Origin of the sequence: Poseidonocella pacifica, assembly GCF_900111875.1 — a bacterium.
Classification (GTDB): domain Bacteria; phylum Pseudomonadota; class Alphaproteobacteria; order Rhodobacterales; family Rhodobacteraceae; genus Poseidonocella; species Poseidonocella pacifica.
Window position 1 is genome coordinate 241,049 of the sequence record NZ_FOJU01000004.1, and the last position, 24,145, is coordinate 265,193.

The following is a 24,145-nucleotide window of genomic DNA, read 5'->3' on the forward strand; positions in this document are numbered from 1 at the left end:
CCACTTGGGGGCCGGGGGTATTCACATCACGCGTCGAGCGCCCGGCAATCACGCGGCATCCACCCGATACGGATCTGTTCGCCCGGCTTGAGCTTGCGTTGATCCTGCGAGTTGCGGGTCTTGATGATGAAGTCGTCCCGCCCTGCGACGCGAAGCCGGGTGCGGAAAATGTCGCCCATATAGATGAACTCCAGCACTTCGGCGGGAATGGTATGGGCATTGGGGCCAAGGCGGTCCGTGTCGATTTCCACCCGCTCGGGGCGGATCGAGATCAGGGTGCGTTCCCCGACCTTCGAGACATTGACCGGGCGTGCGTCGATCACTTCGCCATCGTCGAGTTGGACGAGGCAGGTCTCTCCGGAGATTTCCTTGATCGTGCCAAGCAGCGTGTTGTTCTCACCGATGAACTGCGCGACGAAGCTGTTCTCGGGCTCTTCATAAAGCGCGTCGGGCGGAGCAAGCTGCTGAATGCGCCCGTCGTTGAAAACGGCGACGCGGTCCGACATCGTCAGCGCTTCGGTCTGGTCGTGGGTCACATAGACGGTCGTGATCCCCAGATCGTGGGCGAGGTTTGTAATTTCGAACTGCATGTGTTCACGCAGCTGCTTGTCGAGCGCGCCGAGCGGTTCGTCCATCAGGACAAGCTCTGGTTCGAAGACAAGGGCGCGGGCGAGGGCCACACGCTGTTGCTGGCCGCCCGAAAGCTGTGCCGGACGGCGGCCACCGAATTCGCCCATCTGGACCATGTCGAGCGCGCGCTTGACCTTGGCTTCCCGGTCGGACTTGCCGATCTTGCGGACCTCCAGCGGGAAGGACAGGTTCTCGGCGATCGTCATATGCGGGAAGAGGGCGTAATTCTGGAACACCATGCCGATCCCGCGCTTGTGCGGTGGGATGTTGTTGATGGAAATGCCGTCGAGCTTGATCTCGCCGTGGGTGGCGGTTTCGAACCCTGCCAGCATCATCAGGCAGGTGGTCTTGCCTGATCCCGACGGGCCGAGCATCGTCAGGAACTCGCCCTTGGGCATGGTCAGGTTGAGGTCTTTGACGACGAGATTTTCGCCGTCATAGCTCTTCTGCACGCGTTCGAATTCGACGAAGGCGTCGCTGCTGAGATCGTTGGCCAAACCGGCCCCCCTGTTGTTGCCGCGCAGGGTTGGGTCCCGCGTCTTGATGGGCCAACTAAAGCGCCTCCGACCTCATGTTGCAACCGGGTAGACGGATCAAAGTCCCAATCCAAAGCGATTGCAGGGCCGGTTTGGCGGCGGGTGAGTGATATTGAGGCAAAGCTGCCCGAGGGCGGGGCCGGACCCGGCGCAACGTGCCAAACCCCTGATCCTTATGGCCCGAAGCTGCGGCCTATCGGCAGCAGGTGCTGCAAAACTGACCACATGCTCCGGGATTGGTCAGAAAGCGGCAGGGTATGTCGTTTTTGGTGCGACCGGGCCCGGGTTTGCATGGTGAACTTGGATGTACCCCATGCTCAGGAGGCCCTTTGATGATTCGCAAGGACATTCCGTTCACCGCTTTCGAATATCAGCGACGTCTTGCCCGCACCCGCGTGGCGATGGAGGCCGCGGGTCTCGATGTGATGTATGTCACGGACCCGTCCAACATGGCGTGGCTGACGGGATATGACGGCTGGTCCTTCTATGTTCATCAAGGGGTTATCGTACTCAAAGACGCCGATCCCGTCTGGTGGGGGCGCCGCATGGATGCCAATGGCGCCTATCGGACCTGCTGGATGGAGGCGGATCGCGTTTGCGGCTATTCCGACGATTATGTCCAATCGACCGAACGGCATCCGATGCAGGATCTTGCCCACCGGATGTCCGACTTCGGCGTTTCGGCGGATGCGCGGATCGGGCTGGAGATGGACAACTACTATTTCTCGGCCAAGGCCTTTGAAGTGCTCCAGAAGGCGCTCCCCCAAGCGGAGTTTCAGGATGCGACCGCGTTGGTGAACTGGCAGCGGGCGATAAAGTCGGACGAAGAGATCGTCTTCATGCGCCGCGCGGCCAAGATTTCCGAAAAGATCGTCGATGGTCTTTGGGAGCGGGTCGAAGTGGGCGTGGCCAAGAATGAGGTCGTGGCCGAGGCTTACCGCGATGCGATCCGCGGCGTGGATGGCGACTGGGGGGATTACCCCGCGATTGTGCCCATGCTGCCTTCCGGGGCGGATGCTGCGGCTCCGCACCTGACGTGGAATGGTCAGACCTTTGCGAATGGCGAAGCCACGTTCTTTGAGATTTCGGGATGTTATCGCCGGTATCACGCGCCGTTCTGTCGGACGATCTTTCTGGGGACTCCGCCCGAAGAAATTCGCAGGGCCGAAGCTGCGTTGGTCGAGGGTCTTGAGGCGGGCCTTCTTGCCGCGCGGGCCGGAAACCGGGCTTGTGATATCGCCAATGCGCTCGCGCTGCCGCTGGAGCGTGCAGGGATTGAGCGCGGGGCGCGCTGTGGCTATTCGGTCGGCCTGTCCTATCCTCCGGATTGGGGCGAGCGCACCGTGAGCTTGCGCGCCGAGGACGAAACCGTCCTGATGGCGGGGATGACCTTTCACTTCATGCCGGGACTGTGGATGCGCGATTGGGGTATGGAAATCACCGAATCCATCCTCATCCGAGAGGACGGCGCCGCCGAAACCCTTTGCAACCGGCCTCGCCGCATGTTTGTGAAAGAGAATGAGCAAGCTATCCCACGCCCGGCAGATATTGGCGGATCTGATCGCCTTCCCCACGATTTCATCGGATTCGAATCTGGAAATGATCGAATGGCTGGGAAGCCAACTTTCGGATCTGGGCGCAAGAACTGAGATTTTCCACGATGAGAGCGGTCACAAGGCCAATCTCTTCGCCACAATAGGCCCCGATACGGATGGTGGGATCGTCTTGTCGGGGCATTCGGATGTGGTGCCCGTCGCGGAACAGGACTGGACCTCTGATCCTTTCGAGATGGTCGAGCGGGATGGCGCGCTCTTTGGGCGCGGTGCCTGTGACATGAAGGGGTTCATTGCCTGCGCCATGGCGATGGCCCCGGTTTTCGCCGCGCGGGATCTCAAACGCCCGGTGCATTTCGCCTTCACCTATGATGAGGAGGTCGGTTGTATCGGCGGGCAGGCGCTTGTGAGCGATCTGAAGACGCGCGGCATTGCCCCCGGCATCGCGATCATCGGTGAGCCGACCGGAATGCAGATCATCGAAGGCCACAAGGGATGTTGCGAATACACCACCCATTTCCATGGCCTCGAAGGGCACGGCAGCGCGCCCGACCGGGGGGTGAATGCCGCAGAGTACGCGGTGCGCTATGTCACGCGGCTGATGGAGCTGCGCGAGGAAATGAAGACGCGCGCCCCACGGGGCAGCCGTTTTGACCCGCCCTGGACCACGATGAACATCGGGGGAATCCATGGCGGCGTCGCGCATAACGTCATCGCCGGACGGGCCGAGGTCGAGTGGGAATTCCGCCCGGTCACGTCCGAGGACATGAGCTATATGAAGGAGGAAATCGCGGCCTATGTCAGCGACACACTCCTGCCGGCGATGCGCGCGGTCGACCCCCGCGCCGACATCCAGACGGAAACCATCGGAGAGGTCGCGGGGCTGGAGCCCATGGCCGCCAATGCGGCGCGCGATCTCGTGGCCGAGCTGACCGGGGCGAACGGCGTCGATGTGGTTCCCTTCGCCACCGAGGCGGGTCTGTTTCAGGAAATGGGCATGGATGTCGTGGTGTGTGGGCCCGGATCGATCGATCAGGCCCACAAGGCGGATGAGTATGTCACGCTGGATCAGATGTCGCGCTGTCTCGATATGCTAGAGGGCCTTGCGCGGCGGCTGTCTTAATCGGGAGCGCACCGGTCAGGCGCGCCCCCGTTTCGCAGTGTGCACTCACGCAGATTGCAGCAGCCCGTCGGCCTTCAGCCGGTCATAGGTCTCATCGAGAGACAGGCGCGCCCGTTCGATCAACGTGTCGATCTCATCCCGGCTGATCACAAGCGAGGGGGAGATGATCATGCGGTCTCCGACGTGGCGCATCACAAGATTATTCGCAAAGCACCGCTCGCGGCAGATGAGCCCCACGGTACCCTCCGGCGCAGCAAAGGCGGCGCGGCTGTCCTTGTCCGGGGTCAGAACGATGGAGCCCATCATGCCGATGATGTTGGCCTCGCCCACGAGCGGGTGATCGCAAAGCCCCTCCCACTTCTCTTTTAGATAGGGGCCGGTCTCTTCGCGGACGCGGGTGACAATCCCTTCCTCATCCAGAATACGCAGGTTTTCGAGCGCGACGGCGCAGGCGACCGGGTGGCCGGAATAGGTGTAGCCATGGTTGAACTCGTGGCCCTCGATCACGCGGGCGACCTCATCGGAAAGGATCGATCCGCCAATCGGCTGGTAGCCTGAGGACAGGCCCTTGGCGATGGTCATGATGTCCGGGCGGATGTTCAGCGTCTGGCAGCCGAACCAGTTGCCCGTGCGCCCGAAGCCGCAGATGACCTCGTCGGCGATGAGCAGGATCTCGTACTTGTCGCAGATCCGCTGAATCTCGGGCCAGTAGCTGTCGGGTGCGATTACGACTCCGCCCGCGCCTTGGACGGGTTCTGCGATGAAGGCTGCCACATTGTCTTCGCCCAGTTCGAGGATCTTTTCCTCCAACTGTCGGGCGCGGGCGAGGCCGAACTCCTGAGGATCGCTGTCACCGCCTTCCGCCCACCAGTGGGGCTGATCGATATGGGTGATGTCAGCGATGGGCAGGCCGCCCTGTGCGTGCATGCCGGACATCCCCCCGAGCGACGCGCCGCCCATGGTGGAGCCGTGATAAGCGTTCTGCCGCGAAATGATGACCTTCTTCGAGGGTTTGCCCTTTTCAGCCCAGTATTGCCGGACAATGCGGATGTTCGTGTCGTTCGCCTCGGAGCCTGACCCGGCAAAGAAGACGTGGTTCAGATCCCCCGGCGCCAGTTCTGCAAGCCGGGCGGCCAGAGCGATGGCGGGAACATGCGTCGTCTGGAAGAAGGTGTTGTAGAAGGGCAGTTCGCGCATCTGGCGCGCGGCGACCTCGGCCAGTTCCTCGCGGCCATAGCCAAGGTTGACGCACCAAAGGCCGGCCATCCCGTCAAGGATTTCTTCGCCTTCGCTATCGGTGAGCCAGACGCCCTTGGCGCGGGTGATCACACGCGCACCCTTGTCGCGCAGTTCCTGACCGTGGGTGAACGGATGCATGTGGTGCGCGGCGTCGAGCCGCTGCAGCTCTGCCGTGGGCAGATGGTTGGTAATGGCGGTCATGACGCCCTCATGGATCTATAGGAATGGGTTGCAGCGCAAGATATGATCAAATTCCGGCGTGTCAATCGAATCGCGCCGCGCGGGCGGTGGGCTCGGCTATGAGCGCCATGCCCTGTTCCGTGTCTCTCCGAAGCGCCTCCGCCGCGCCGTCGGCATCGCCCTTGCGCATGGCATCGAGGATTTCCTTGTGCCGATCAGGGAGGCCGGTGGTGCCGACCCGGCCGCAGACCACGCGCAGGGAGGGGCCGAACCGAAGCCATGCCAGATCCGCGAAATCCGCAAGAACGGGTGCTTGGGCGATGCGGTAGATCGAACGGTGGAAGATGTAGTTCGCCCGCAGATACCCGTGCAAATCGCCACGCAGGATCGTCTCATCAAGCTCACGGTCACGGATTTCCAGATCTTCGATTTGCTGCGAGGTGACGCGTTTTGTGGCTCTCCGAGCCAACTCTGGCTCTACTGTGCGCCGAATGAGCATGATGTCGGCCAAAGCCTCGGGGGCTAGATCGGGGACACAGATGCGACGGTTGCCGCGCATTTCGAGCGCACCTTCCGCGCAGAGCCGCCGGATCGCTTCGCGCACTGGTGTCGTTCCCGCAGAGAGGCGCTCGCACAGCCCCTGAATCGTGACAGGCTCGCCCGGAGCGAGTTCACCAAAGAGGATTTGCGCGCGCAGGTCGTGATAGACACGTGCATGGGCGGGCAGCGGTGCGGAGGCCGCCGCTTTTTCCGACAGATCGAGGAGGGTGTCTGACATTTACGAGCCTCGTGATTGCACGCCGCTTGCACAGAGCGTTTCGGCGTGGAAACATATAGCCTTGAGATCGATTTGCCAAATATGATCAAATCCGGGTCCCGGAGAATAACATCCGGACCCTACGGGAGACACGAATGACACAGAGAGTCCTGACCCTGACCGTCGCGGCGGGCCTTGCCGCGAGCGCCGCCTTCGCCGACGAAGTCCGCGTTTATAACTGGTCGGATTACATCGACGAGGACTTGCTCGCCAAGTTCGAGGAAGAGACCGGGCTCGAGCTCATCTACGACGTCTTCGACAGCAACGAAGTGCTTGAGACAAAGATGCTGGCCGGCGGGTCGGGGTATGATGTGGTGGTCCCCACTGGAACCTTCCTGCAACGCCAGATTTCCGCAGGGGCCTTTCAGAAGCTGGACATGACCAAGCTGCCGAACCACGAGAACATGTGGAGCATGGTCGAAGAGCGTACTGGCAAGTATGATCCCGATAATGCCTATTCCATCAACTACATGTGGGGAACCACGGGCATTGGTGTGAATGTGGGTCAGGTCCAGGAACTGCTTGGCGAAGACGCCCCGATCGACAGCCTTGAGCTTATTTTCAATCCTGAGAATATGGAAAAGCTTGCCGAATGCGGCGTGCATTTCCTCGATGCCCCGGCGGAAATGATCCCGGCGGCGCTGACCTATCTCGGCGAGGATCCCGACAGCCATGACCCCGACGTGATCGCCAAGGTCGAAGACGTCTATGCCGGCGTGCGTCCCTACATCCAGAAATTCCACAGTTCCGAATACATCAACGCGCTCGCCAATGGCGATATTTGCGTTGCGGTCGGTTGGTCCGGAGACGTGTTGCAGGCGCGCGATCGCGCCGCCGAAGCGGATAACGGCGTGGAAATCGCCTATAACGCCCCGAGCGAGGGCGGCCAGATGTGGTTCGACCAGATGGCGATTCCGACCGATGCTCCGAACCCGGACGGCGCCCATCAGTTCCTGAACTTCATCATGGACGCCCAGAACATGGCCGCCGCGTCCAACTATGTCTATTACGCCAACGGCAACGAGGCATCGCAGGAGTTTCTCGAAGAGGATGTGATCGGCGATCCGGCGATCTACCCAAGCGAGGAAGCGCGCGAAAACCTCTACACGACCACGCCCTATGACCCCAAGGTTCAGCGGGTCGTGACCCGGCTCTGGACCAAGATCAAATCCGGCACCTGAATCGAACTCCGGCCCGCGCCTGATCCGCGCGGGCCGTGCATTGCAAGGACAGGCATGCCGCAAACAGTCTTCGCCCCATGGGACGACCCGAAGGAAACCCCGCTCATCCGGTTTGAGGGTGTGACCAAGCGCTTTGGCGATTTCACCGCCATCGACAATGTCAGCGTCGATATCTTTGCGCGGGAATTCTTCGCGCTGCTCGGGCCATCGGGCTGTGGCAAGACCACCTTGATGCGCATGCTTGGCGGGTTCGAAACCCCGACCGAGGGCAAGATATGGCTGGGTGGGCAGGACATCGGGCGCACGCCGCCGAACAAGCGCCCCGTGAACATGATGTTTCAGTCCTATGCGCTCTTCCCACATCTGAGCGTATGGGAAAACATCGCCTTTGGCCTGCGGCGCGAGAGGTTGGACAAGGACAAGATCGCCGCACGCGTCGAGGAGATGCTGCGGTTGACGCGGCTTCAGAGGTTCGCAAAGCGCAAACCGCACCAGATCTCGGGTGGGCAACGGCAGCGGGTCGCGCTTGCACGGTCACTGGCGAAGGCGCCGAAACTTTTACTGTTGGATGAGCCGCTCGGCGCGCTGGATGCGAAACTCCGGCAGGACACGCAATTCGAGCTGGTCGACATCCAAGAGAAGACCGGCACCACCTTCGTCATCGTCACCCACGATCAGGAAGAGGCGATGACCGTTGCCACCCGCGTCGCCGTGATGGACGAGGGCCGCATCGTGCAGATTTCCACGCCCGACAAGATCTATGAAGAGCCGCAGAGCGTGTATGTGGCGGATTTCATCGGCGACGTGAACATCATCGAAGGCACGGCATCGGCTACCGGCCCAGAGACATATGCGATCACGTGGGGTGAGGGGCGCCCGCCGCTCATCGCCCAGAGCCAACGAAGCTTCAGCGAGGGTCAGGCATGTTCGTTGGCCATTCGGCCCGAAAAGGTCGCGATCCATGCTCAGGAGCCTGAGGCGCTCAACCGGGTGCGGGGCAAGATCCTCGACATCGCCTATCTCGGGAACCTCTCGACCTACCACGTTGAGTTGGCGGGGGGGCAAATCGTCAAGGCACAGGAAGCGAACACGCGGCGCATTGCCCGTCGCAGCTTCACCTGGGAGGATGAGGTCTGGCTCAGCTGGTCCGATACTGCCGGGGTGCTTCTGGCCGAATGAGACGCATTTTCGTCATAGCGGTCCCGTACCTCTGGCTGCTGGCACTTTTCCTCGTTCCATTCCTGATCGTGTTGAAAATCGCCCTCAGCGATATGGCGTTGGCGATCCCACCCTATGCCCCGACCCTCGATTTTCAGGCCGGATGGGCCGGTATCAAGGCATTCGTCTCCGAGCTTGATTTCGAGAACTTCACCTTTCTCGCCAGCGACGATCTTTACTGGAAAGCATATCTGTCCAGCTTGCGGATCGCTCTTGTCTCGACCTTCCTGACGCTGCTTATTGGCTATCCGATGGCCTATGCCATGGCTCGGTCGCCGGAGGCATGGCGGCCCACCCTGCTCATGCTGGTGATCCTGCCGTTCTGGACCTCCTTCCTGATCCGGGTCTATTCGTGGATGGGGATCCTCAGTTCTGAGGGGTATCTCAACCAGTTTCTCCTATGGATTGGCCTGATCGATACGCCACTGGCGATCATCAATACCAATCTCGCGGTCTATATCGGCGTGGTCTACACGTACCTGCCCTTCATGATCCTTCCGGTCTATGCCACGCTTGAAAAGCTTGACGGGCAGCTGCTGGAGGCGGCCGAGGATCTGGGGTGCTCCCGCCTTTCCGCGTTCTGGCTGGTGACGTTCCCGCTGTCGCGGAGCGGGATTATTGCGGGGTGTTTTCTCGTCTTCATTCCAACGATTGGTGAATTTGTGATCCCCTCGCTGCTCGGGGGATCTGATACGCTGATGATCGGCAAGGTTCTGTGGGAAGAATTCTTCTCCAACCGCGATTGGCCGGTGGCCTCGGCGGTCGCGGTCATCTTGCTGTTGATCCTGATCATTCCGATCGTCTTGTTCCAGCGAAACGAGCAAAAACAGCGGGAGTCCGAAGGATGAGGCGCCTGTCCCTGTTCAACGTGACCTCGCTCTCGCTGGGGTTCGCGTTCCTCTACTTGCCGATGATCATCCTCGTGATCTATTCCTTCAATGCCTCCAAACTCGTCACCGTCTGGGCCGGGTTTTCGACGCGGTGGTATGGCGAGTTGCTCTCTAACGAGGCGTTTCTCGATGCGGCCTGGGTCACGATCCGCGTTGCGGTGATGAGTTCGACCGTGGCGACGGTGCTCGGGACGATGGCGGCGTGGGTACTGATCCGGATGGGCCGGTTTCCGGGGCGGACCCTATTTTCCGGGATGGTCTATGCGCCGCTCGTCATGCCTGAGGTGATCACCGGCCTGTCACTTCTGCTGCTCTTTATCGGGATCGGGTTAGATCGCGGGGTGCTGACCATCGTGCTTGCCCATACGACATTCTCGATGTGTTATGTCTCTGTCGTGGTGTCCTCGCGCCTCGCCAGCTTCGATCAGTCGCTGGAAGAAGCCGCGCTCGATCTTGGGTGTACGCAGTGGCAGGCATTCCGCCTCGTTACCTTGCCCATCATCGCACCCGCTGTCATCTCTGGCTGGTTGCTGGCATTCACCCTGTCGCTTGATGATCTTGTGATCGCCTCCTTTACGGCGGGTCCGTCGGCAACGACCCTGCCAATCAAGATTTTCAGCTCGATCCGCCTTGGGGTCAGCCCGGAAATCAATGCGCTTTCAACCATCATGATCGGAATCGTGGCCGTCGGCGTCGTCATTGCCTCGCTCGCAACCAAGCGCAGTGTCTTGCGCCAGCGGGCCGATGAACACGCCGCAGCCCGCGCAGACTGATGCGCCGACTGTATGAGCCGCGGGCCTATGCCGCCGAGAGCCTTCAGGGGTGCTATTGGCCCACAACCGTCGAATTGCCGCGTTTTCCGCCGCCTGCCGGGGATACCGCGTCGCAGGTGGCCGTGGTGGGCGCGGGCTTCACGGGGCTTTCGGCGGCGCTGCACCTCGCTGAGCAGGGTTATGACGTCGCCGTATTCGATGAGCATCAGCCGGGTTGGGGCGCATCGGGCCGGAACGGGGGGTTCTGTTGCATCGGTGGCGCGATGCTGCGGCATGAGAGCATCGTCAAGCGTCATGGCACCCATGCCGCGGCCGAGTGGGCCGAAGTACAGCAGTCAGCCGTTGAACTCGTCGACGACCTTGTAACGCGGCACGCCATGGAGGTGGATCGTCATTCCCAAGGGGAAACCGTCCTCGCTCATTCCGCGCGGGCCATGCGCCAGCTCCGCGAAGACGGTGGCGAGGTGATTGAGCGGGCAGATCTCGGGGCGCGGGGGATTTCGGGGCCCTTTCATGGCGGGTTGCGACACCCTCACGGCTTTGCGCTCAATCCCCGCAAATACCTCGCGGGTCTGATAGCGGCTTGCGTCGCTGCCGGAGTTCGCATCCATGGCGGCACCACAATCGAGGATGTCGCATCCGGCGGTCTTCGCTCTTCCCACGGGCTGCATCGCGCCGAACATACCCTGCTTGCCACCAACGGATATGGCGCCGAAGACGTGCCCCGTTGGTCAGGGCGGCGGATCTTGCCGGTCTTCTCCAATATCATGGTAACACGGCCCCTGACCGACGCGGAACGCGAGGCGCAGGGATGGCATAGCCGCCAGATGTGCTACGACACGCGAAACCTGCTCCATTACTTTCGTCTCCTGCCGGAGAACCGCATGCTGTTCGGGATGCGCGGCGGTCTCCGCGCGACGGAGTCCAGCGACCGCCGCATGGCGCGCGCGATCCGGGCGCATTTTGATGAGATGTTTCCGGCGTGGCGTGCGGTCGAGACGACCCATTTCTGGTCCGGACTGGTATGCCTCACAGGCGCGCGCAGACCCTACATCGGCCCGGTGCCAGACATGAAAGGGGTTTGGACGGGCTTTGGCTGGCATGGGAACGGCGTGGCGATGGGAACCTATGCCGGGCGTGTGCTTGCGGGCTGCGTGACGGGGGCAGGGGATATTCCCGAACTCCTCCGCGCGCCGCCGCCCGCGTTGCCCTTCGGGCGCTTTCGCCGCGCGCTCTTGCGCCCGGTCTTTGCCGGTCTCGCCCTCGCGGATCGGCTGTGATCAGGCTGGGAAAGCCTTGTCCATCCGCTTCGCCAGCTTGATATCCAAGTCGGTCAGCCCGCCTGCATCATGGGTGCTCAAAGTGACCTCCACACGGTTGTAGACGTTGGACCATTCGGGGTGGTGGTTCATCTTCTCGGCGACGATGGCGATCTGGGTCATCCACCCAAAGGCTGACGAAAACCCCTTGAACCGATATTCCCGCGTGATGGCATCGCGGCCATCGACCATGCGCCAACCCGCATCGAGAAGGGGCGCAAGGTCCGTTTCTCTTGCGCTGTCGTCCAGTATCTTGCTCATTCCTGTTCCTCCACCTGCGCTTTGCGGAACGGCCCATAGGATGTCATGATCTCCATATCATCCTCAACCATCCGCCCTTCCTCCTCAAGGTAGCGCGCAATGGCCTTGGCGAAACCGGCATCCGCAATCCAGTGCAATGAATGCGTCGTGACCGGCAGATACCCCCGTGCCAACTTGTGCTCGCCCTGGGCTCCGGCCTCCACGCTGCCGAGCCCCTCGCGGATCGCATAGTCGATGGCCTGATAGTAGCAGAGTTCGAAATGCAGGCAGGGGTGATGTTCAGTGCAGCCCCAGTAGCGCCCGAACAAGGCATCGCGCCCGATGAAATTGAGCGCGCCCGCGACATACTCTCCGTCCCGCTCGGCAAGAACGAGCAGCATGTCGTCGCGCATCGTGTCATGCACACGGTCAAAGAATGCCCGCGTCAGATAGGGGGAACCCCACTTTCGCGCGCCTGTGTCCTGATAGAAATGCCAGAAGGCATCCCAGTGGTGTGCTTCGATCTGATCGCCGGTGAGGGTGTGGATCTCGCCTCCGAACCCTTGCGCGGTCGCGCGTTCCTTGCGCATGTTCTTGCGCTTGCGCGAGCTGAGAGAGTTCAGGAAGGCGTCGAAGTCGGTATAGCCGTCGTTTTTCCAATGGAATTGATGGGTGCGCCGCGCGAGCAGGCCCATGGCCTCACCTGCGATGGCTTCGGCCTCGGTACAAAAGGTGACGTGGAGAGAGGAAAGCTGGTTCTCCGAGGCGATTTGTACCGCACCCTGAACCAGCGCATTGATCCCGGTCGTCTCATGACCGGGTCGCGCCAGAAAGCGCCGCCCGGTGGCCGGAGTGAACGGGACCGCGATCTGAAGCTTGGGGTAATAGCTGCCCCCTGCCGCCTCATAGGCATGTGCCCAATTGTGGTCGAAGATATACTCGCCCTGACTATGCCCCTTGGCATACATCGGCGCGACGGCGATCAACTTGCCCCCCAGATAGGCAGCGAGGTGATGCGGTTGCCAACCAGTGCGAGGGCCGACCGACCCGCTCCATTCCAACGCCTCGAGAAAGGCCCACGTTGTGAAGGGATCGAGAGGCCGGCCGCCGCCTTTGGCCTCGGGGCAGGCACAGGCATCCCACTCGGATTGCGGGATGTCGGTGATGCTGTGGAGGAGTCGGATCTCTATGGTATCGGTCATGACCTGCCTTCCCGGGGAAGATCTGGCCCTTTGGTCGCGCGGATCAAGCGGGCAAATAGGTCTCGAAGGTCACGTTTTGCGCGATTTTGCGCGCCTCTGCCTCCGCGGCGGGGCTGCGGATGGTCCAGCAGAGGATCGGTGTTCCGGCATCTCTGAGGTCCTGCACGCGGTCTCGCGAAAGATCACGCGCTTCGTGACTGATGAAACTGGCGCCGACGGCATCGAAGTCGGGAATGTCACGCAAGGCATCGCGGCGACTGGCGGGTAGCAGGGGCCAGTCTTTGGGATCGTAGGAACAGGTTGTGATGCCACGGGCGATATCAGGGGCGATCCGCGCCATCTCGGCGACCGAATGGGGATTGAAGGACATGACCGCGACCGGCCCTTCATACCGGGCGAGTTCCGCAGCGGTTGCCGCCTCAAGAGCGCCAACGTTGTCGCCCATGGCACCGTCCTGATCCTTGATTTCGATCAGCAGGGGCACGCGACCCGCCACCTGCTCCAGAACATCGGCAAGGGCTGGAATGCCCTGCGCTCCGCCGCGCAGGGTGGTTTGTTGAAGGGCACCGGCGGTCCGCAGATGCACCGGCCCGCGTTCGAACGTCAGCCGGTCCAGCTCATAGTCATGGAACACCATCGCCACGCCATCGGCGCTGAGCTGCAGGTCGATCTCTATCCCATAGCCATGCGCCATGGCGGCGGCGATGGCGGCACGGCTGTTTTCCGGTCTCCCATCGGCAACGTTATGCAAGGCGCGATGCGCGATGGGACGGGCGAGGAACGCGGGGTGCAGAGCGGTCATCGGATCTGAAAGATGCCTTCGATCTCGACAGCGACGCCGAGCGGAAGAGAGGCTGCCGAAACCGCGGAGCGCGCGTGGCGGCCAGCGTCGCCCAACACTTCGACGAGAAAGTCCGACGCGCCGTTGACGACCTTGGGTTGTTCCGTGAATTCGCCGGTGGAATTGACAAATGCGGTAAGCTTCACCACGCGTACCAAGCGCCCGAGATCGCCACCGCACGCCGCTTTTGCTTGCGACAGAAGGCTGATCGCGCAGCGTTTCGCAGCGGCAGCCCCTGCTTCGACATCCATGTCGGCGCCCAGCTTGCCGGTAATCAATCCATTGTCGTCCGCCGAAATCTGTCCCGAGACATGCACCAGATCGCCCACCTGCACGAAGGGGACATAGTTGGCCGCCGGGGCGGGGGCGTCGGGCAGAGTGATGCCCAGTTCGGCCAGCCGGTCTCCGATAGCGCTCATCGCAAAACTCCTCTGCTTCGTTTGCGCGGCAGGCTAGTCCGGCCACGTAGGGAAGAAAAGGCTCAGCCGTCGCGGAAAGCCTTGGCGAGGTAATCGGTCAGCGGTTTGACGAGGTAGGCCAGAGGCGAGCGGTCCTGCGTGCGCAGGAATGTCTCCACCGGCATGCCGGGGATCAGGGTGATGCCATCAGGCAGTTTGGCCTGCTCTCCCTCGCTGAGCCGAATCTCTGCCCGGTAGTAGGTAAGGGTGGAGCGCTCATCGGTGAAGGCATCGGCGGAGATCTGCGTGACCGTGCCGAGCAACTCCGGCGTGGTGCGCTGATCAAAAGTTGAGAACCGAAGCACCACTTCCTGATCAAGGCGGATCTTGTCGATGTCGATCGGCTCTATCTGCGCGGCGATGACGAGCGGGCGGTCCTGCGGAACCAGATAAAGGACCGGATCGGCGGGGCGGATGACCGAGCGCGGCGTGAACACCGTAAGCCCGTAGACAATGCCGGACACGGGCGCGCGAATATCGAGCCGGTCAAGCTGCTCCACGAGTGTCCTGCGGCGTTCACCGGTCTCAAGCTCGTTCACGCTTAGATCGCGAAGCTGGGTAATCGCCTCTTCGCGGCGCTTGTCCCCGAGATTGAGGATTTGAATTTCTATTTCGGTGATCCGACCCTCTGCCTGTGCGCGCTGCGCGGTGAGTTCGCCGACAGAGCCCGACAGGCTGGCCTCTTCGCGGCGCAGGGCAAGCACGCTGCTTGCCTGTGCAAGGCCCCGGTCGAGCAGGGATTGCTGATTGGCCAGTTCTTCGCGGATCAAACCAAGCTGCGTTTGGAGGGAGGCCTGTTGCGCGTCGATACCTTCGATTTGGCTCTCCGTCTGACGGCGCCGTTTGCGAAGTTGATCGATTTCGCTCGCGATGGAGGACCGGCGGGCCGTAAAGAGGCGTTGCTGCCCATCGACGAGTTTCTCAAAGCTTTCGTTCTCCGCAGCGGCTTCGAGCAGAAGCGGATCAAAGGTGATCTCTTCTGCGTCGTCTCGCTCCGCTTCGAGGCGGCCGATCCGGGCCAGGATTTCATAAAGCTGGTTCTCGACCACCGACAGCTCAGAGCGAAGCTGCGTCGGTTCAAGCCGGATCAGAAGGTCGCCTGCGGCCACCTCGTCCCCTTCATCGACGATAATCTCCTCGACGACGCCGCCATCGGGGTGCTGCACCACCTGTCGGTTCTGATCTACCTCGATCCGGCCCTGCGCGATGATCGCGCCGGAAATCGTGGTGAAGGTGGCCCAGGTCCCGAAGCCCCCGACCAACACGATGAGGGCAATCACCCCAACAAGAAGATGGCCCCGTGCGGACCAGGCCCCGCCGTTCACGTGACACCTCCGGGTTTTGTGGACGACTGTATCGCCTTGGCGTTGCTAACCACATCGCGCAGCACTTCGTCCTTTGGCCCGAAGGTACGTTTGGCCCCCTGATCAAGGACTAAAAGGTGAGAGCATTCGGTAATGGCGGCTGGGCGGTGTGCCATGATGAGGATGGATTTCTGTTCCGCCTTCATCGTCTTGATCGCCTGATTGAGCGCTTCGGAACCTTCGTTGTCCAGATTGGAGTTCGGCTCATCAAGGACAAGCAGGATCGGATCCCCATAGAGCGCGCGGGCAAGGCCGATGCGCTGAATCTGGCCGCCGGAAAGGCGACCGCCCGCGATACTCACCCGAGTGTCATAGCCATCGGGCAGCTTCAGGATCATCTCATGCGCAGCGGCCTTGCGCGCGGCTGCGATGACCTTCTCCGCGTCGGGTTGGGTGGACATGCGCGCGATATTCTCGGCGATGGTGCCGTCAAAGAGTTGCACCCGCTGGGGGAGGTATCCCATGTGCTGGCCCAGAACATCAGGGTCGTAATTGTCCAGAGAGGCCCCGTCGAGCCGGATCTTGCCGCCCGCAGGCCGCCAAAGGCCGATGATGGCGCGGGCAAGGGTCGATTTCCCGGCCCCCGAGGGGCCAATGACCCCCACCGCCTGACCCGGTTCGACGGTGAAGGACACCACCCGAAGCGAGGCTTGCTGTTCGCCGGGGGGAATGACGGTCACCTGTTGTACATCAAGGCGGGCACGAGGGCGCGGCAGGGGCGTGCGCTCCGCGCTCGGTGGGACTTCGGTGAGCAATTCCCCCAAGTTCGACCATCCCTTCAGCCCGCGCTGTATTACGGGCCATTGGCCGATCAGCAATTCGACCGGTGCCAAAGCGCGCCCCAGAAGAATGGACGAGGCAATCATCACGCCGGGCGTCACCGCCTCCTGCAGGACCAGATAGGCGCCGAGGCCAAGCATGGCCGACTGGAGAAAGAGGCGAAAAGTCTTGGTAATGGCACTGAAGGTGCCCCCGAGGTCCGCCGCGCTGAGCGACTGGTTCAGCGCTGTGTCGCGTGCTTTTTGCCAGCGGGAAAAGGTCGCCCCGCGCATTCCGAGGGATTGCACCATCTCGGCCTCACCCCGGATCTGATCACCAAGCTGTTCGGCGTGATAGGTTGAGCTGTTGGCTAGGGTGAGGGGGCGGCGTGTCGTGGCCTGATTTACCAGAGTGACGATGATCAAGAAGCCGCCGCCGATGGTCGCGAGGTACCCGAGGTAGGGATGGAAGATATAGATCCCGGCGAGGAATAACGGTGTCCACGGCAAGTCGAAGAGCGACATGAGGGCCGGGGATGAAATCATCCGCTGGACGGATTCGAGATCACGAAGACCGGTGCGCGCCTTTTCATCGGAGGAGGACGCCCCCGCCTTGCGGAGAACCGCGTCGAACACGCGGCCATCCATTCGGTGCTGAAAACGGGCGCCGACGCGGGCCATGATCCTGCCACGGGCATAGTCAAGCAAGCCCATGACACCATAGAGGAATGCGACCAGCGCCGTGAGCGCGATCAACGTCTCGACGGAGCGGGATCCCAGAACGCGATCATAGACCTGCAGCATGTAGAGCGGGCCGGTGAGCATGAGCAGGTTGGCGAAAAGGCTGAATATTCCGACCGTCCAGTAGAGGCCGCGGTTCTCTGCTCTGGCGCGACGCAGCTCTTCGCGGCCATCGTGGGGGAGCGGGCTTGCCATGCGGTCTCCTTGCCATTCTCCCGTTTCGGCATAGGCTGTGGTCCAGCGCGGGTCAAATCCAATCTTTTCCGGCGTTTGTCCATTCTTCTCACACGTGGAGTTTTTGATGCACCCCAGCCCCTTCCCCCTCCTGCGCCGAATCTGCGCGGGTGCGTCGCTTCTTCTGCTGGCGGCTTGTGCGACTCCGCCGGACGGGGTTGATCGTTACGAGGATGCCAACCGACGGCATTTCGCGCTGAACCAGCGGCTCGACCGTATCTTTCTCGAACCTGCCGCGAGGGGGTATTCGGAAACCGTTCCGGGGCCTGCCAAGGCGGCGGTGCGGAACTTTGCGTCGAACGTTGGGCTGCCCGGTGTGGTGGTGAACAACGTGGCACAGGGCGACCTGCCGGGGGCAGGGCGCAATTCGCTGCGCTTCGTGGTCAACACCGTTCTGGGGATTGCGGGTATATTCGATCCGGCGACGCCGATGGGCCTTGCCGAGAAGCGGACGGATTTCGGAACCACCTTGCATGTCTGGGGCGTGGGAGAGGGCGATTTTCTGGTGCTGCCGGTCATGGGGCCAACGACGGAGCGGGATGCCGCCGGGCGGATCGTCGATCTCTTCACGAACCCGCTGAAACCGCTCTTGCCCGTGGGCACGCGCCGGGCGGTCGGGGCCTTCCGTTTCGCCGACGGCGTGTCGCGCAAGCGCGATGCTGCTCTCGCCCGCGGACTGGTGATCGAGAGCTACGAAGACATGCGCGCGGGCGCTCTGGCCCGGCGACGCGGGCAACTCGGCGAGGGTCGGTCGCCGTAAGCGGCATTCAAGGCCCCAGTCCTGGGGCCTTGAACCAAACGAGAAGTCTCAATTGCCGCCGAAGATGTTCCGAAGCACGTCCAGCAGAACCCGTTCTGCCTGATTGTCCTGGCGGGCGGGTGCGCGCTGGGTCTCTGCGGTTTGCGGAGCGGGAGCAGGGGTCTTTGGCGCGAGCATGGGAAGTGGCCGCGCGGGCAGGCCCTCATGCACACGGATCATCGTCTCCCGCCAGATTTCGGCAGGAAGCCCCGCACCCGTCACGCCGGTCAGCGGCGTGTTGTCATCGTAGCCCATCCAGACCCCGGCCACATAATCGGCCGAGAAGCCGATGAACCAAGCATCACGCGCAGATTGGGATGTGCCGGTCTTTCCTGCCACCTGCCGGTCGGGAAGTTCGGCGCGCTTTCCTGTCCCTTCGGTGACCACCTTTTCCATCATGTAGATCAGTTGACGGGCGGCATCCTCCTGAATGACCCGCTCACCGATCCCGCTCGATGTTCCTTCGATCAAGGATTCGGTTTCGCCCATGAGCCGCAGTTCCGTCAGCCCGTAAGGTTCTACCGACGATCCGCCGTTCAGGATGCCTGCGTAGGCACCCGTCATCTCCAGCAGGGTGGATTCCGATGCGCCGAGTGCGAGAGCAGGGCCTTCGGCAAGGTCGCTGTCTATGCCGAAGTCGGACGCGATCTTTTGCACCACATCGCGCCCCACGAATTCGGAGATCTTCACCGCAGGAATATTGAGCGAGTCCTTGAGCGCGTGGGTCAGGGTTACGCGGCCATAGTGTTTGTTCGTGTAGTTCGAGGGGGACCAAGGGCCCGAGCCGGGAATATTGATGGTAAGAGGCTCATCCACGATAGTGTCGTTGGGCGAGTGACCGAGTTCAAGCGCGGCCGCATAGACAAAGGGCTTGAAGGCGGATCCGGTCTGGCGCTTGGCCTGTACCGCTCTATTGAAAACGCCCGAGACATCCGTTTTGCGCCCCCCCACCATGGCACGTACCGCGCCATCTGCGCTCATGACGACGATGGCAGCCTGCGCCTTGGACCCTTCGCGAACCTTGTCGTCAAAGATGACCCGCATGGCGTCTTCGGCAGCGGTTTGAAGGCGCTGATCCAGCGTGGTGCGGACGATGACATCTTCGGTGGTGTCCCTCGTCAGGAAATCCGGGCCTTCCGACATGACCCAATCGGCAAAGTAGCCGCCCGCGCGCCGTTCGGCCGCTTCGGAGAGCCGTGCGGGGCTACGACGGGCGCGTTCCGCTTCTTCCGTGGTGAGATAGCCCTGATCCTGCATCAGCCCGACAATGACGGTGGCGCGGTTCTGTGAGCGTTCGAGGTTATTTGTCGGGGCATACCGGGTGGGCGCGGTCAGCAGACCCGCGAGCATGGCCGCCTCCCCCGGATTGACCTCGGATGCCGACTTGCCGAAATAGCGCTGGCTCGCGGCTTCGAACCCGCGGGACCCCGCTCCAAGGAATGTCCGGTTGAGATAGATCGTGAGGATCTCATCCTTGGTATATTTGACCTCAAGGGCGAGCGCGTAGGTCGCCTCCTTGATCTTGCGCCAGAGCGACGTCTCCCGGCAATCGGCTTCATAGGCCGCTTCGGATTTCCAGGCGGTGGGATCGTAAGGCACGCCAAGACAGAGCAGCTTTGCTGTCTGCTGGGTGATTGTGGAGCCGCCGTGCCCGGACAGTGGGCCGCGCCCTTCGGAAAGGTTGATGCGCACCGCGCTGGCCACACCCACCGGGTCAACGCCGGGGTGCCAGTAGAAGCGGCGATCCTCGGTCGCCAGAACGGCATGCTTGAGGTGGCGGGAAACGGTATCGGCAGTGATCATGCCACCGAATTGCTCACCGCGCCACGCGAAGACCTCACCGTTACGATCGAGCATGGTGACCGAGCCTCGCGCCCTTCCGTCGACCAGCGCCGTCGCCTCGGGGAGCGTCGATGCGAAATAGAGTACCGCGCCGCCCACCAGCAGCGTTGCGATGGCTCCGAAGCGCCAGACCACCGACCATATGAGACGCGCGATCCAGCGAAAGAGACCGGTGATCCCGCCCGAGATCCGTCCGCCAACGCCGCCCTTGCGTACCGGCCGCTTTTTGCGACGGGCAGGCTTCCTCGGTTTTGAAGTGGATTTCGGCGCCGCCGTCTTGCGGGACGTAGTGCGCTTCTCGGCCACGAGCCGTGGCCGCTTCTTGCGTGAATCAGTCATTGCCTCGACCTGCCCGGTTCTCTTGACCGGGTGAAGATAGCCTCCTCCGGGCGAATTGTTTAGGGCTCTGCACTGCAGAAAAGCGTTCGTAAACTGATCAAAAAATAATCATCAGATATAATTTGTGCAAAAATTGTGCAAATAGGCATCCCGGCGGGTCGTCTTTTGGGCTGTTCCCCGTTGAGGCGCGGCGCTTTCGCCGTCTCTCTGCACGGGCACATCGAGAAGCGCGACAAGCGCGAAACGAAGGGGAACAAGGTGAAACTCATCATTGCTGCAATCAAGCCGTTCAAGCTGGAGGAGGTCCGCGAGGCGCTGACCGCCATCGGCGTGCGCGGCATGATGGTGACCGAGATCAAAGGCTTCGGGTCCCAATCCGGCCATACAGAAATTTATCGTGGGGCCGAATATGCGGTGAACTTCGTGCCCAAGGTCAAACTGGAAATCGCGGTGTCCGGTGCCATGGCCGACCAGGTCGTTGAAACGATCATCAAGACCGCGAAGACCGACAAGATCGGCGACGGCAAGATTTTCGTGCTCGACCTAGAGCAAGCCGTTCGCGTCCGGACCAGCGAAACGAACGAAGACGCGCTCTGAGACGCCGTCGCAAAAGGGACTTTGTAAACCGATGAAACTACTTAAAGCACTTGCTCCTGCGGCGGCGCTGATCGCGCTTCCCGCCATGGGGTTCGCCCAGGATGACGGCCCGGTGCCGGGCGTCAATCCGTCGACGGATTCCGTCTTTGTCTTCAACTCGCTGCTCTTCCTGATCGGCGGCTTCCTCGTGATGTTCATGGCCTGCGGCTTTGCCATGCTCGAAGCGGGCCTCGTGCGCGCCAAGAACGTCACCATGCAGCTGACCAAGAACGTTGCGCTCTTCTCGCTCGCGGGGATCTTCTATTACCTCATCGGCTACAACCTGATGTACCCGCTCGGCACATGGTCGATCGACGGCATCCTCTCCGGCGTCTGGGGGCCCGGCGTGCTCGAAGCGGTTGGTGTCACGGCCGATGCTGCGGATGACTATGGGTATGCCTCGACCGGTTCGGACTTCTTCTTCCAGTTGATGTTCTGTGCTGCGACGGCTTCCATCGTGTCAGGTACTCTTGCGGAGCGCATCAAGCTCTGGCCCTTCCTGATCTTCACGATCCTTCTGACCGCAGTCATCTATCCGCTGCAAGCGTCCTGGAAGTGGGGCGGCGGTTTCCTCGATGAAGCAGGTTTCCTCGACTTTGCAGGCTCCACGGTGGTGCACTCCGTCGGTGGCTGGGCCGCACTTGCCGGTGCGTTGATCCTTGGCCCGCGTCTTGGCCGGTTTGGCAAGGACGGTCGCGTCACACCGTTCCCCGGCTCCAACCTCGCTCTTGCCACGCTCGGCACGTTCATTCTGTGGCTTGGCTGGTTCGGCTTCAACGGTGGCTCGCAGCTTGCGATGGGCTCCGTCGGTGATGTTGCAGACGTAAGCCGCATCTTCGCCAACACCAACACGGCCGCAGCAGGTGGCTCTGTCGCCGCGCTGATCCTGACACAGCTTCTCTACGGCAAGCCCGACCTTACCATGGTGCTCAACGGCGCACTCGCTGGTCTGGTCTCGATCACTGCTGAACCGCTCGCCCCCTCGCTCGGCGGCGCAACGCTCATCGGTGCCATCGGCGGTGTGATCGTGGTCTTCGCGGTTCCGATGCTCGACAAGCTCAAGATCGACGACGTGGTCGGCGCCATCCCTGTGCACCTCCTCGCCGGTATCTGGGGCACGATCGCGGTCATCTTCTCCAACGGCGATGCGACACTCGGCACACAGCTCTATGGCATCGTGGTCGTCGGTATCTTCGTCTTCGTAGTCTCCGGGGTTCTTTGGTTCATCCTCAAGATGGTCATGGGCATCCGGGTTTCCGAAGAGGACGAAATTGCCGGGCTCGACATGGCCGAACTGGGCATGGAGGCCTACCCCGAGTTCTCCAAAGGCTGACTCCTCCTTCCACCAGCCTTTTGGATAAACTTGCCCGGGCGTTCGCGCCCGGGTTTTTTATGTTCAAAGGATTGGTTGTGCGGAGGTAGGTCCGGCGGTTCACTCCAACGCGCGGGCTTCGTCCACCAGCATGATGGGTATGCCGTTGCGAATGGGAAAGGCCAGCCGTGCGGCGCGGGAGACCAGCTCTTGCTGCGCCGCGTTATATTCCAGCGTTGTCTTGGTCTGGGGGCAGACGAGCGCTTCCAGCATGCGCCGGTCAAAGGTTGGCGTACGGCTCATTGCCGGATCCTTTCTTCATCATCCCCGCCTCGAAGCGAGAATTCGATGAGGGCGATCAGAATGCGCCGCCGCTCTGGCAGATCGAATGCTTCGAGAAGCGCCTGTTTGTCCTCCGGGTGAAAGGGACACAACATCGACAGCGCGTCGATCAGCATCTCGTCCCCCGCATCCGCAAGCTCGTCCCAATCCGTCTGTAGTTCCTGCTCGGAGAAATAGCGCCGCAGGAGGCCCAGAAAGTGGGGTCGGTCGAGCGCCGGGTCTTCTTGTGCCTCGGTCTGAAGGTCTTCCTCATATGCGGACCATTCGACCTTGGCCCTTCGATAGGGGGTAAACCCGTCAATTTCTTCGAGCATCTGAAACCGGCTCACCCCGGCGAGCGTGATCATGTAGCGCCCGTCTTCGGTTTCGGAAAATTGGGTCAGTCTTCCCGCGCAGCCGATCCCGTGCAGGGTGCTGTCGTCTTCGGTATGTGGCTGTATCATCCCGATCAACCGATGGGGTGTCTTCATCACATCCTCGAGCATCGCAAGATACCGCGGCTCAAAGACGTGGAGCGGCAATCGGGTGCGCGGCAAAAGCAGCGCACCCGGCAGCGGGAAAATGGCAATCGTGTCTGGCAGATCCGCGGTGTTCAACATGGATCTTCAACTAGCCCGCTGCGCAGGTCAGGCAAATATCATCGAGCTGAGTTTTCGCCGACCTGCCAGCACAATGGGGTCCTGAGGTTTCAGGGCGTCGAAGATCGTGAAAAGCTGCGCTTTTGCAGCGCCTTCGTTCCATTCCCGGTCGCGCCGGAAAAGCTCGAGAAGCTCGTTCACAGCTTCCTGAACGTCACCCTTGGCATGAAGCGATTGGGCAAGGTCGAACCGCGCCTGATGATCGTCGGGATCGGCCTCGACGCGGGCACGCAATTCGGCCTCCGGTCCGGCGTTTTCGGCCTGACGGGCAAGCGCGAGCGCGGCGGCCGCTGCTTCCAGTTCGGGCGCGTGGGAAATCTCCGCCGGGGCGCCGTTCAGGATCGCCTCCGCCTGATCGAGATCGTCCATCGCCAGATGGGCGCGAACCAGCCCCCCATAAGCGGCGGCGTTCTGGGGCTCCTCCCCGAGGATTGCGGCGAACGTCTGGGCGGCATCCACGGCGGCACCCTGCGCCAGCATTTCCTCAGCAGCTTCAATCGCCTCGGCAAGCCCGCCATCCGCATCAGCACCGCCGCCCAGTTCGGCCACGCGCTTCACGAACTCTTCGATTTCGGAGCCGGGAACGGCGCCTTGAAATCCGTCGACCGGCTGACCCTTCCAGAAGGCATAAACTGTCGGGATCGACTGAATACGAAGTTGGCCCGCGATCGTCTGGTTCTCGTCGACGTTGACCTTCACCATGCGCACCGCGCCCTTGGCTTTCTGTACGGCGGCCTCGAGTGCCGGGCCGAGCGTTTTGCACGGTCCGCACCACGGCGCCCAGAAATCCACAATGACGGGGATTTCCTGGCTAAGGTCGACGACATCGGCCATGAAGGTTGCTTCGGTCGTATCTTTGATGAGTTCGCCTGTCGCCGCAGTGTCCGGCGTGCCGCCAAGTTCCAGCATCGTGCTGCCCCTCTCTCTCAATTCGGAATGT

Annotated in this window: 23 protein-coding genes; 10 read left to right on the top strand and 13 right to left on the bottom strand. The window is 61.8% G+C overall.

Annotated features, from left to right (window positions below; translation table 11 throughout):
- Positions 1 to 26: 26 nt before the first annotated feature.
- Positions 27 to 1,127 carry an ABC transporter ATP-binding protein gene (locus BM234_RS13120; RefSeq protein ID WP_092065707.1) on the bottom strand — a complete coding sequence of 367 codons (1,101 nt, stop codon included), beginning with the start codon at positions 1,125 to 1,127 and terminating at the stop codon, positions 27 to 29.
- A 371-nt stretch (positions 1,128 to 1,498) separates the two neighbouring features.
- On the opposite strand from BM234_RS13120, the gene BM234_RS13125 reads away from it, so the two are divergent.
- The gene (locus tag BM234_RS13125) at positions 1,499 to 2,815 is read left to right on the top strand and encodes a M24 family metallopeptidase (protein WP_245752640.1); all 1,317 of its coding nucleotides are present in this window, start codon (positions 1,499 to 1,501) and stop codon (positions 2,813 to 2,815) included.
- Positions 2,715 to 3,842: an acetylornithine deacetylase gene (gene argE / locus BM234_RS13130; RefSeq protein WP_245752653.1), complete on the top strand. Its 1,128-nt coding sequence runs from the start codon at positions 2,715 to 2,717 to the stop codon at positions 3,840 to 3,842. Before BM234_RS13125 ends, argE begins: the two co-directional genes overlap by 101 nt.
- A 45-nt stretch (positions 3,843 to 3,887) precedes the next feature.
- Here argE and BM234_RS13135 read toward each other — a convergent pair whose 3' ends face one another.
- Together BM234_RS13135 and BM234_RS13140 are read right to left on the bottom strand one after the other, a co-directional pair.
- Positions 3,888 to 5,282 (bottom strand): aspartate aminotransferase family protein, encoded by a 1,395-nt coding sequence (locus BM234_RS13135; RefSeq protein ID WP_092065711.1) that lies wholly within the window; start codon positions 5,280 to 5,282, stop codon positions 3,888 to 3,890.
- 61 nt (positions 5,283 to 5,343) lie between these two features.
- A complete protein-coding gene (locus tag BM234_RS13140; RefSeq protein ID WP_092065712.1) occupies positions 5,344 to 6,039 on the bottom strand; it encodes a GntR family transcriptional regulator in 696 nt (231 codons plus the stop codon).
- A gap of 134 nt (positions 6,040 to 6,173) precedes the next feature.
- Between BM234_RS13140 and BM234_RS13145 the strand changes: the two genes are divergently transcribed.
- The 5 genes from BM234_RS13145 to BM234_RS13165 are packed head-to-tail and all read left to right on the top strand — an operon-like array spanning position 6,174 to position 11,420.
- On the top strand, positions 6,174 to 7,259 hold the full coding sequence (locus BM234_RS13145) for a polyamine ABC transporter substrate-binding protein (RefSeq protein ID WP_092065714.1): 1,086 nt from the start codon (positions 6,174 to 6,176) through the stop codon (positions 7,257 to 7,259).
- 54 nt (positions 7,260 to 7,313) lie between these two features.
- Complete coding sequence (locus tag BM234_RS13150; RefSeq protein WP_092065716.1) at positions 7,314 to 8,438, top strand: ABC transporter ATP-binding protein; 1,125 nt, start codon at positions 7,314 to 7,316, stop codon at positions 8,436 to 8,438.
- Entirely contained in the window at positions 8,435 to 9,325 is an 891-nt protein-coding gene (locus BM234_RS13155) for an ABC transporter permease subunit (RefSeq protein WP_092065718.1), read from the top strand. The genes BM234_RS13150 and BM234_RS13155 overlap by 4 nt, the downstream gene beginning before the upstream one ends.
- On the top strand, positions 9,322 to 10,140 hold the full coding sequence (locus BM234_RS13160) for an ABC transporter permease (protein WP_092065720.1): 819 nt from the start codon (positions 9,322 to 9,324) through the stop codon (positions 10,138 to 10,140). Before BM234_RS13155 ends, BM234_RS13160 begins: the two co-directional genes overlap by 4 nt.
- Complete coding sequence (locus BM234_RS13165) at positions 10,140 to 11,420, top strand: NAD(P)/FAD-dependent oxidoreductase (protein ID WP_092065722.1); 1,281 nt, start codon at positions 10,140 to 10,142, stop codon at positions 11,418 to 11,420. Before BM234_RS13160 ends, BM234_RS13165 begins: the two co-directional genes overlap by 1 nt.
- Here BM234_RS13165 and BM234_RS13170 read toward each other — a convergent pair whose 3' ends face one another.
- The 6 genes from BM234_RS13170 to BM234_RS13195 form a co-directional block, all read right to left on the bottom strand.
- Entirely contained in the window at positions 11,421 to 11,720 is a 300-nt protein-coding gene (locus tag BM234_RS13170) for a 4a-hydroxytetrahydrobiopterin dehydratase (protein WP_092065724.1), read from the bottom strand. It lies immediately after the preceding gene.
- Entirely contained in the window at positions 11,717 to 12,901 is a 1,185-nt protein-coding gene (locus BM234_RS13175; protein WP_092065726.1) for a GNAT family N-acetyltransferase, read from the bottom strand. The genes BM234_RS13170 and BM234_RS13175 overlap by 4 nt, the downstream gene beginning before the upstream one ends.
- A 43-nt stretch (positions 12,902 to 12,944) precedes the next feature.
- A complete protein-coding gene (locus BM234_RS13180; RefSeq protein ID WP_092065728.1) occupies positions 12,945 to 13,703 on the bottom strand; it encodes a glycerophosphodiester phosphodiesterase family protein in 759 nt (252 codons plus the stop codon).
- A complete protein-coding gene (locus BM234_RS13185; protein WP_092065730.1) occupies positions 13,700 to 14,161 on the bottom strand; it encodes a RidA family protein in 462 nt (153 codons plus the stop codon). Before BM234_RS13185 ends, BM234_RS13180 begins: the two co-directional genes overlap by 4 nt.
- A gap of 62 nt (positions 14,162 to 14,223) precedes the next feature.
- Positions 14,224 to 15,525: an HlyD family type I secretion periplasmic adaptor subunit gene (locus BM234_RS13190; protein ID WP_092065732.1), complete on the bottom strand. Its 1,302-nt coding sequence runs from the start codon at positions 15,523 to 15,525 to the stop codon at positions 14,224 to 14,226.
- Positions 15,522 to 17,258: a type I secretion system permease/ATPase gene (locus tag BM234_RS13195; RefSeq protein ID WP_092065734.1), complete on the bottom strand. Its 1,737-nt coding sequence runs from the start codon at positions 17,256 to 17,258 to the stop codon at positions 15,522 to 15,524. Before BM234_RS13195 ends, BM234_RS13190 begins: the two co-directional genes overlap by 4 nt.
- A 106-nt stretch (positions 17,259 to 17,364) precedes the next feature.
- Here BM234_RS13195 and BM234_RS13200 point away from each other — a divergent pair, with 106 nt between their 5' ends.
- On the top strand, positions 17,365 to 18,057 hold the full coding sequence (locus BM234_RS13200; protein ID WP_092065736.1) for an MlaA family lipoprotein: 693 nt from the start codon (positions 17,365 to 17,367) through the stop codon (positions 18,055 to 18,057).
- Between the two features lie 48 nt (positions 18,058 to 18,105).
- Here the strand turns inward: BM234_RS13200 and BM234_RS13205 are convergent, their stop codons facing one another.
- On the bottom strand, positions 18,106 to 20,277 hold the full coding sequence (locus tag BM234_RS13205) for a transglycosylase domain-containing protein (RefSeq protein WP_092065738.1): 2,172 nt from the start codon (positions 20,275 to 20,277) through the stop codon (positions 18,106 to 18,108).
- A gap of 258 nt (positions 20,278 to 20,535) precedes the next feature.
- Here BM234_RS13205 and BM234_RS13210 point away from each other — a divergent pair, with 258 nt between their 5' ends.
- Together BM234_RS13210 and BM234_RS13215 are read left to right on the top strand one after the other, a co-directional pair.
- A complete protein-coding gene (locus tag BM234_RS13210) occupies positions 20,536 to 20,874 on the top strand; it encodes a P-II family nitrogen regulator (RefSeq protein WP_092066055.1) in 339 nt (112 codons plus the stop codon).
- A gap of 31 nt (positions 20,875 to 20,905) precedes the next feature.
- The gene (locus tag BM234_RS13215; protein WP_092065740.1) at positions 20,906 to 22,246 is read left to right on the top strand and encodes an ammonium transporter; all 1,341 of its coding nucleotides are present in this window, start codon (positions 20,906 to 20,908) and stop codon (positions 22,244 to 22,246) included.
- Positions 22,247 to 22,345: 99 nt separating this feature from the next.
- Here BM234_RS13215 and BM234_RS13220 read toward each other — a convergent pair whose 3' ends face one another.
- The 3 genes from BM234_RS13220 to trxA are packed head-to-tail and all read right to left on the bottom strand — an operon-like array spanning position 22,346 to position 24,114.
- The gene (locus BM234_RS13220; RefSeq protein ID WP_092065742.1) at positions 22,346 to 22,528 is read right to left on the bottom strand and encodes a Trm112 family protein; all 183 of its coding nucleotides are present in this window, start codon (positions 22,526 to 22,528) and stop codon (positions 22,346 to 22,348) included.
- Positions 22,525 to 23,166: an LON peptidase substrate-binding domain-containing protein gene (locus BM234_RS13225; protein WP_092065744.1), complete on the bottom strand. Its 642-nt coding sequence runs from the start codon at positions 23,164 to 23,166 to the stop codon at positions 22,525 to 22,527. Before BM234_RS13225 ends, BM234_RS13220 begins: the two co-directional genes overlap by 4 nt.
- Before the next feature lie 27 nt (positions 23,167 to 23,193).
- A complete protein-coding gene (trxA, locus tag BM234_RS13230) occupies positions 23,194 to 24,114 on the bottom strand; it encodes a thioredoxin (protein ID WP_092065746.1) in 921 nt (306 codons plus the stop codon).
- Between the last annotated feature and the right edge of the window lie 31 nt (positions 24,115 to 24,145).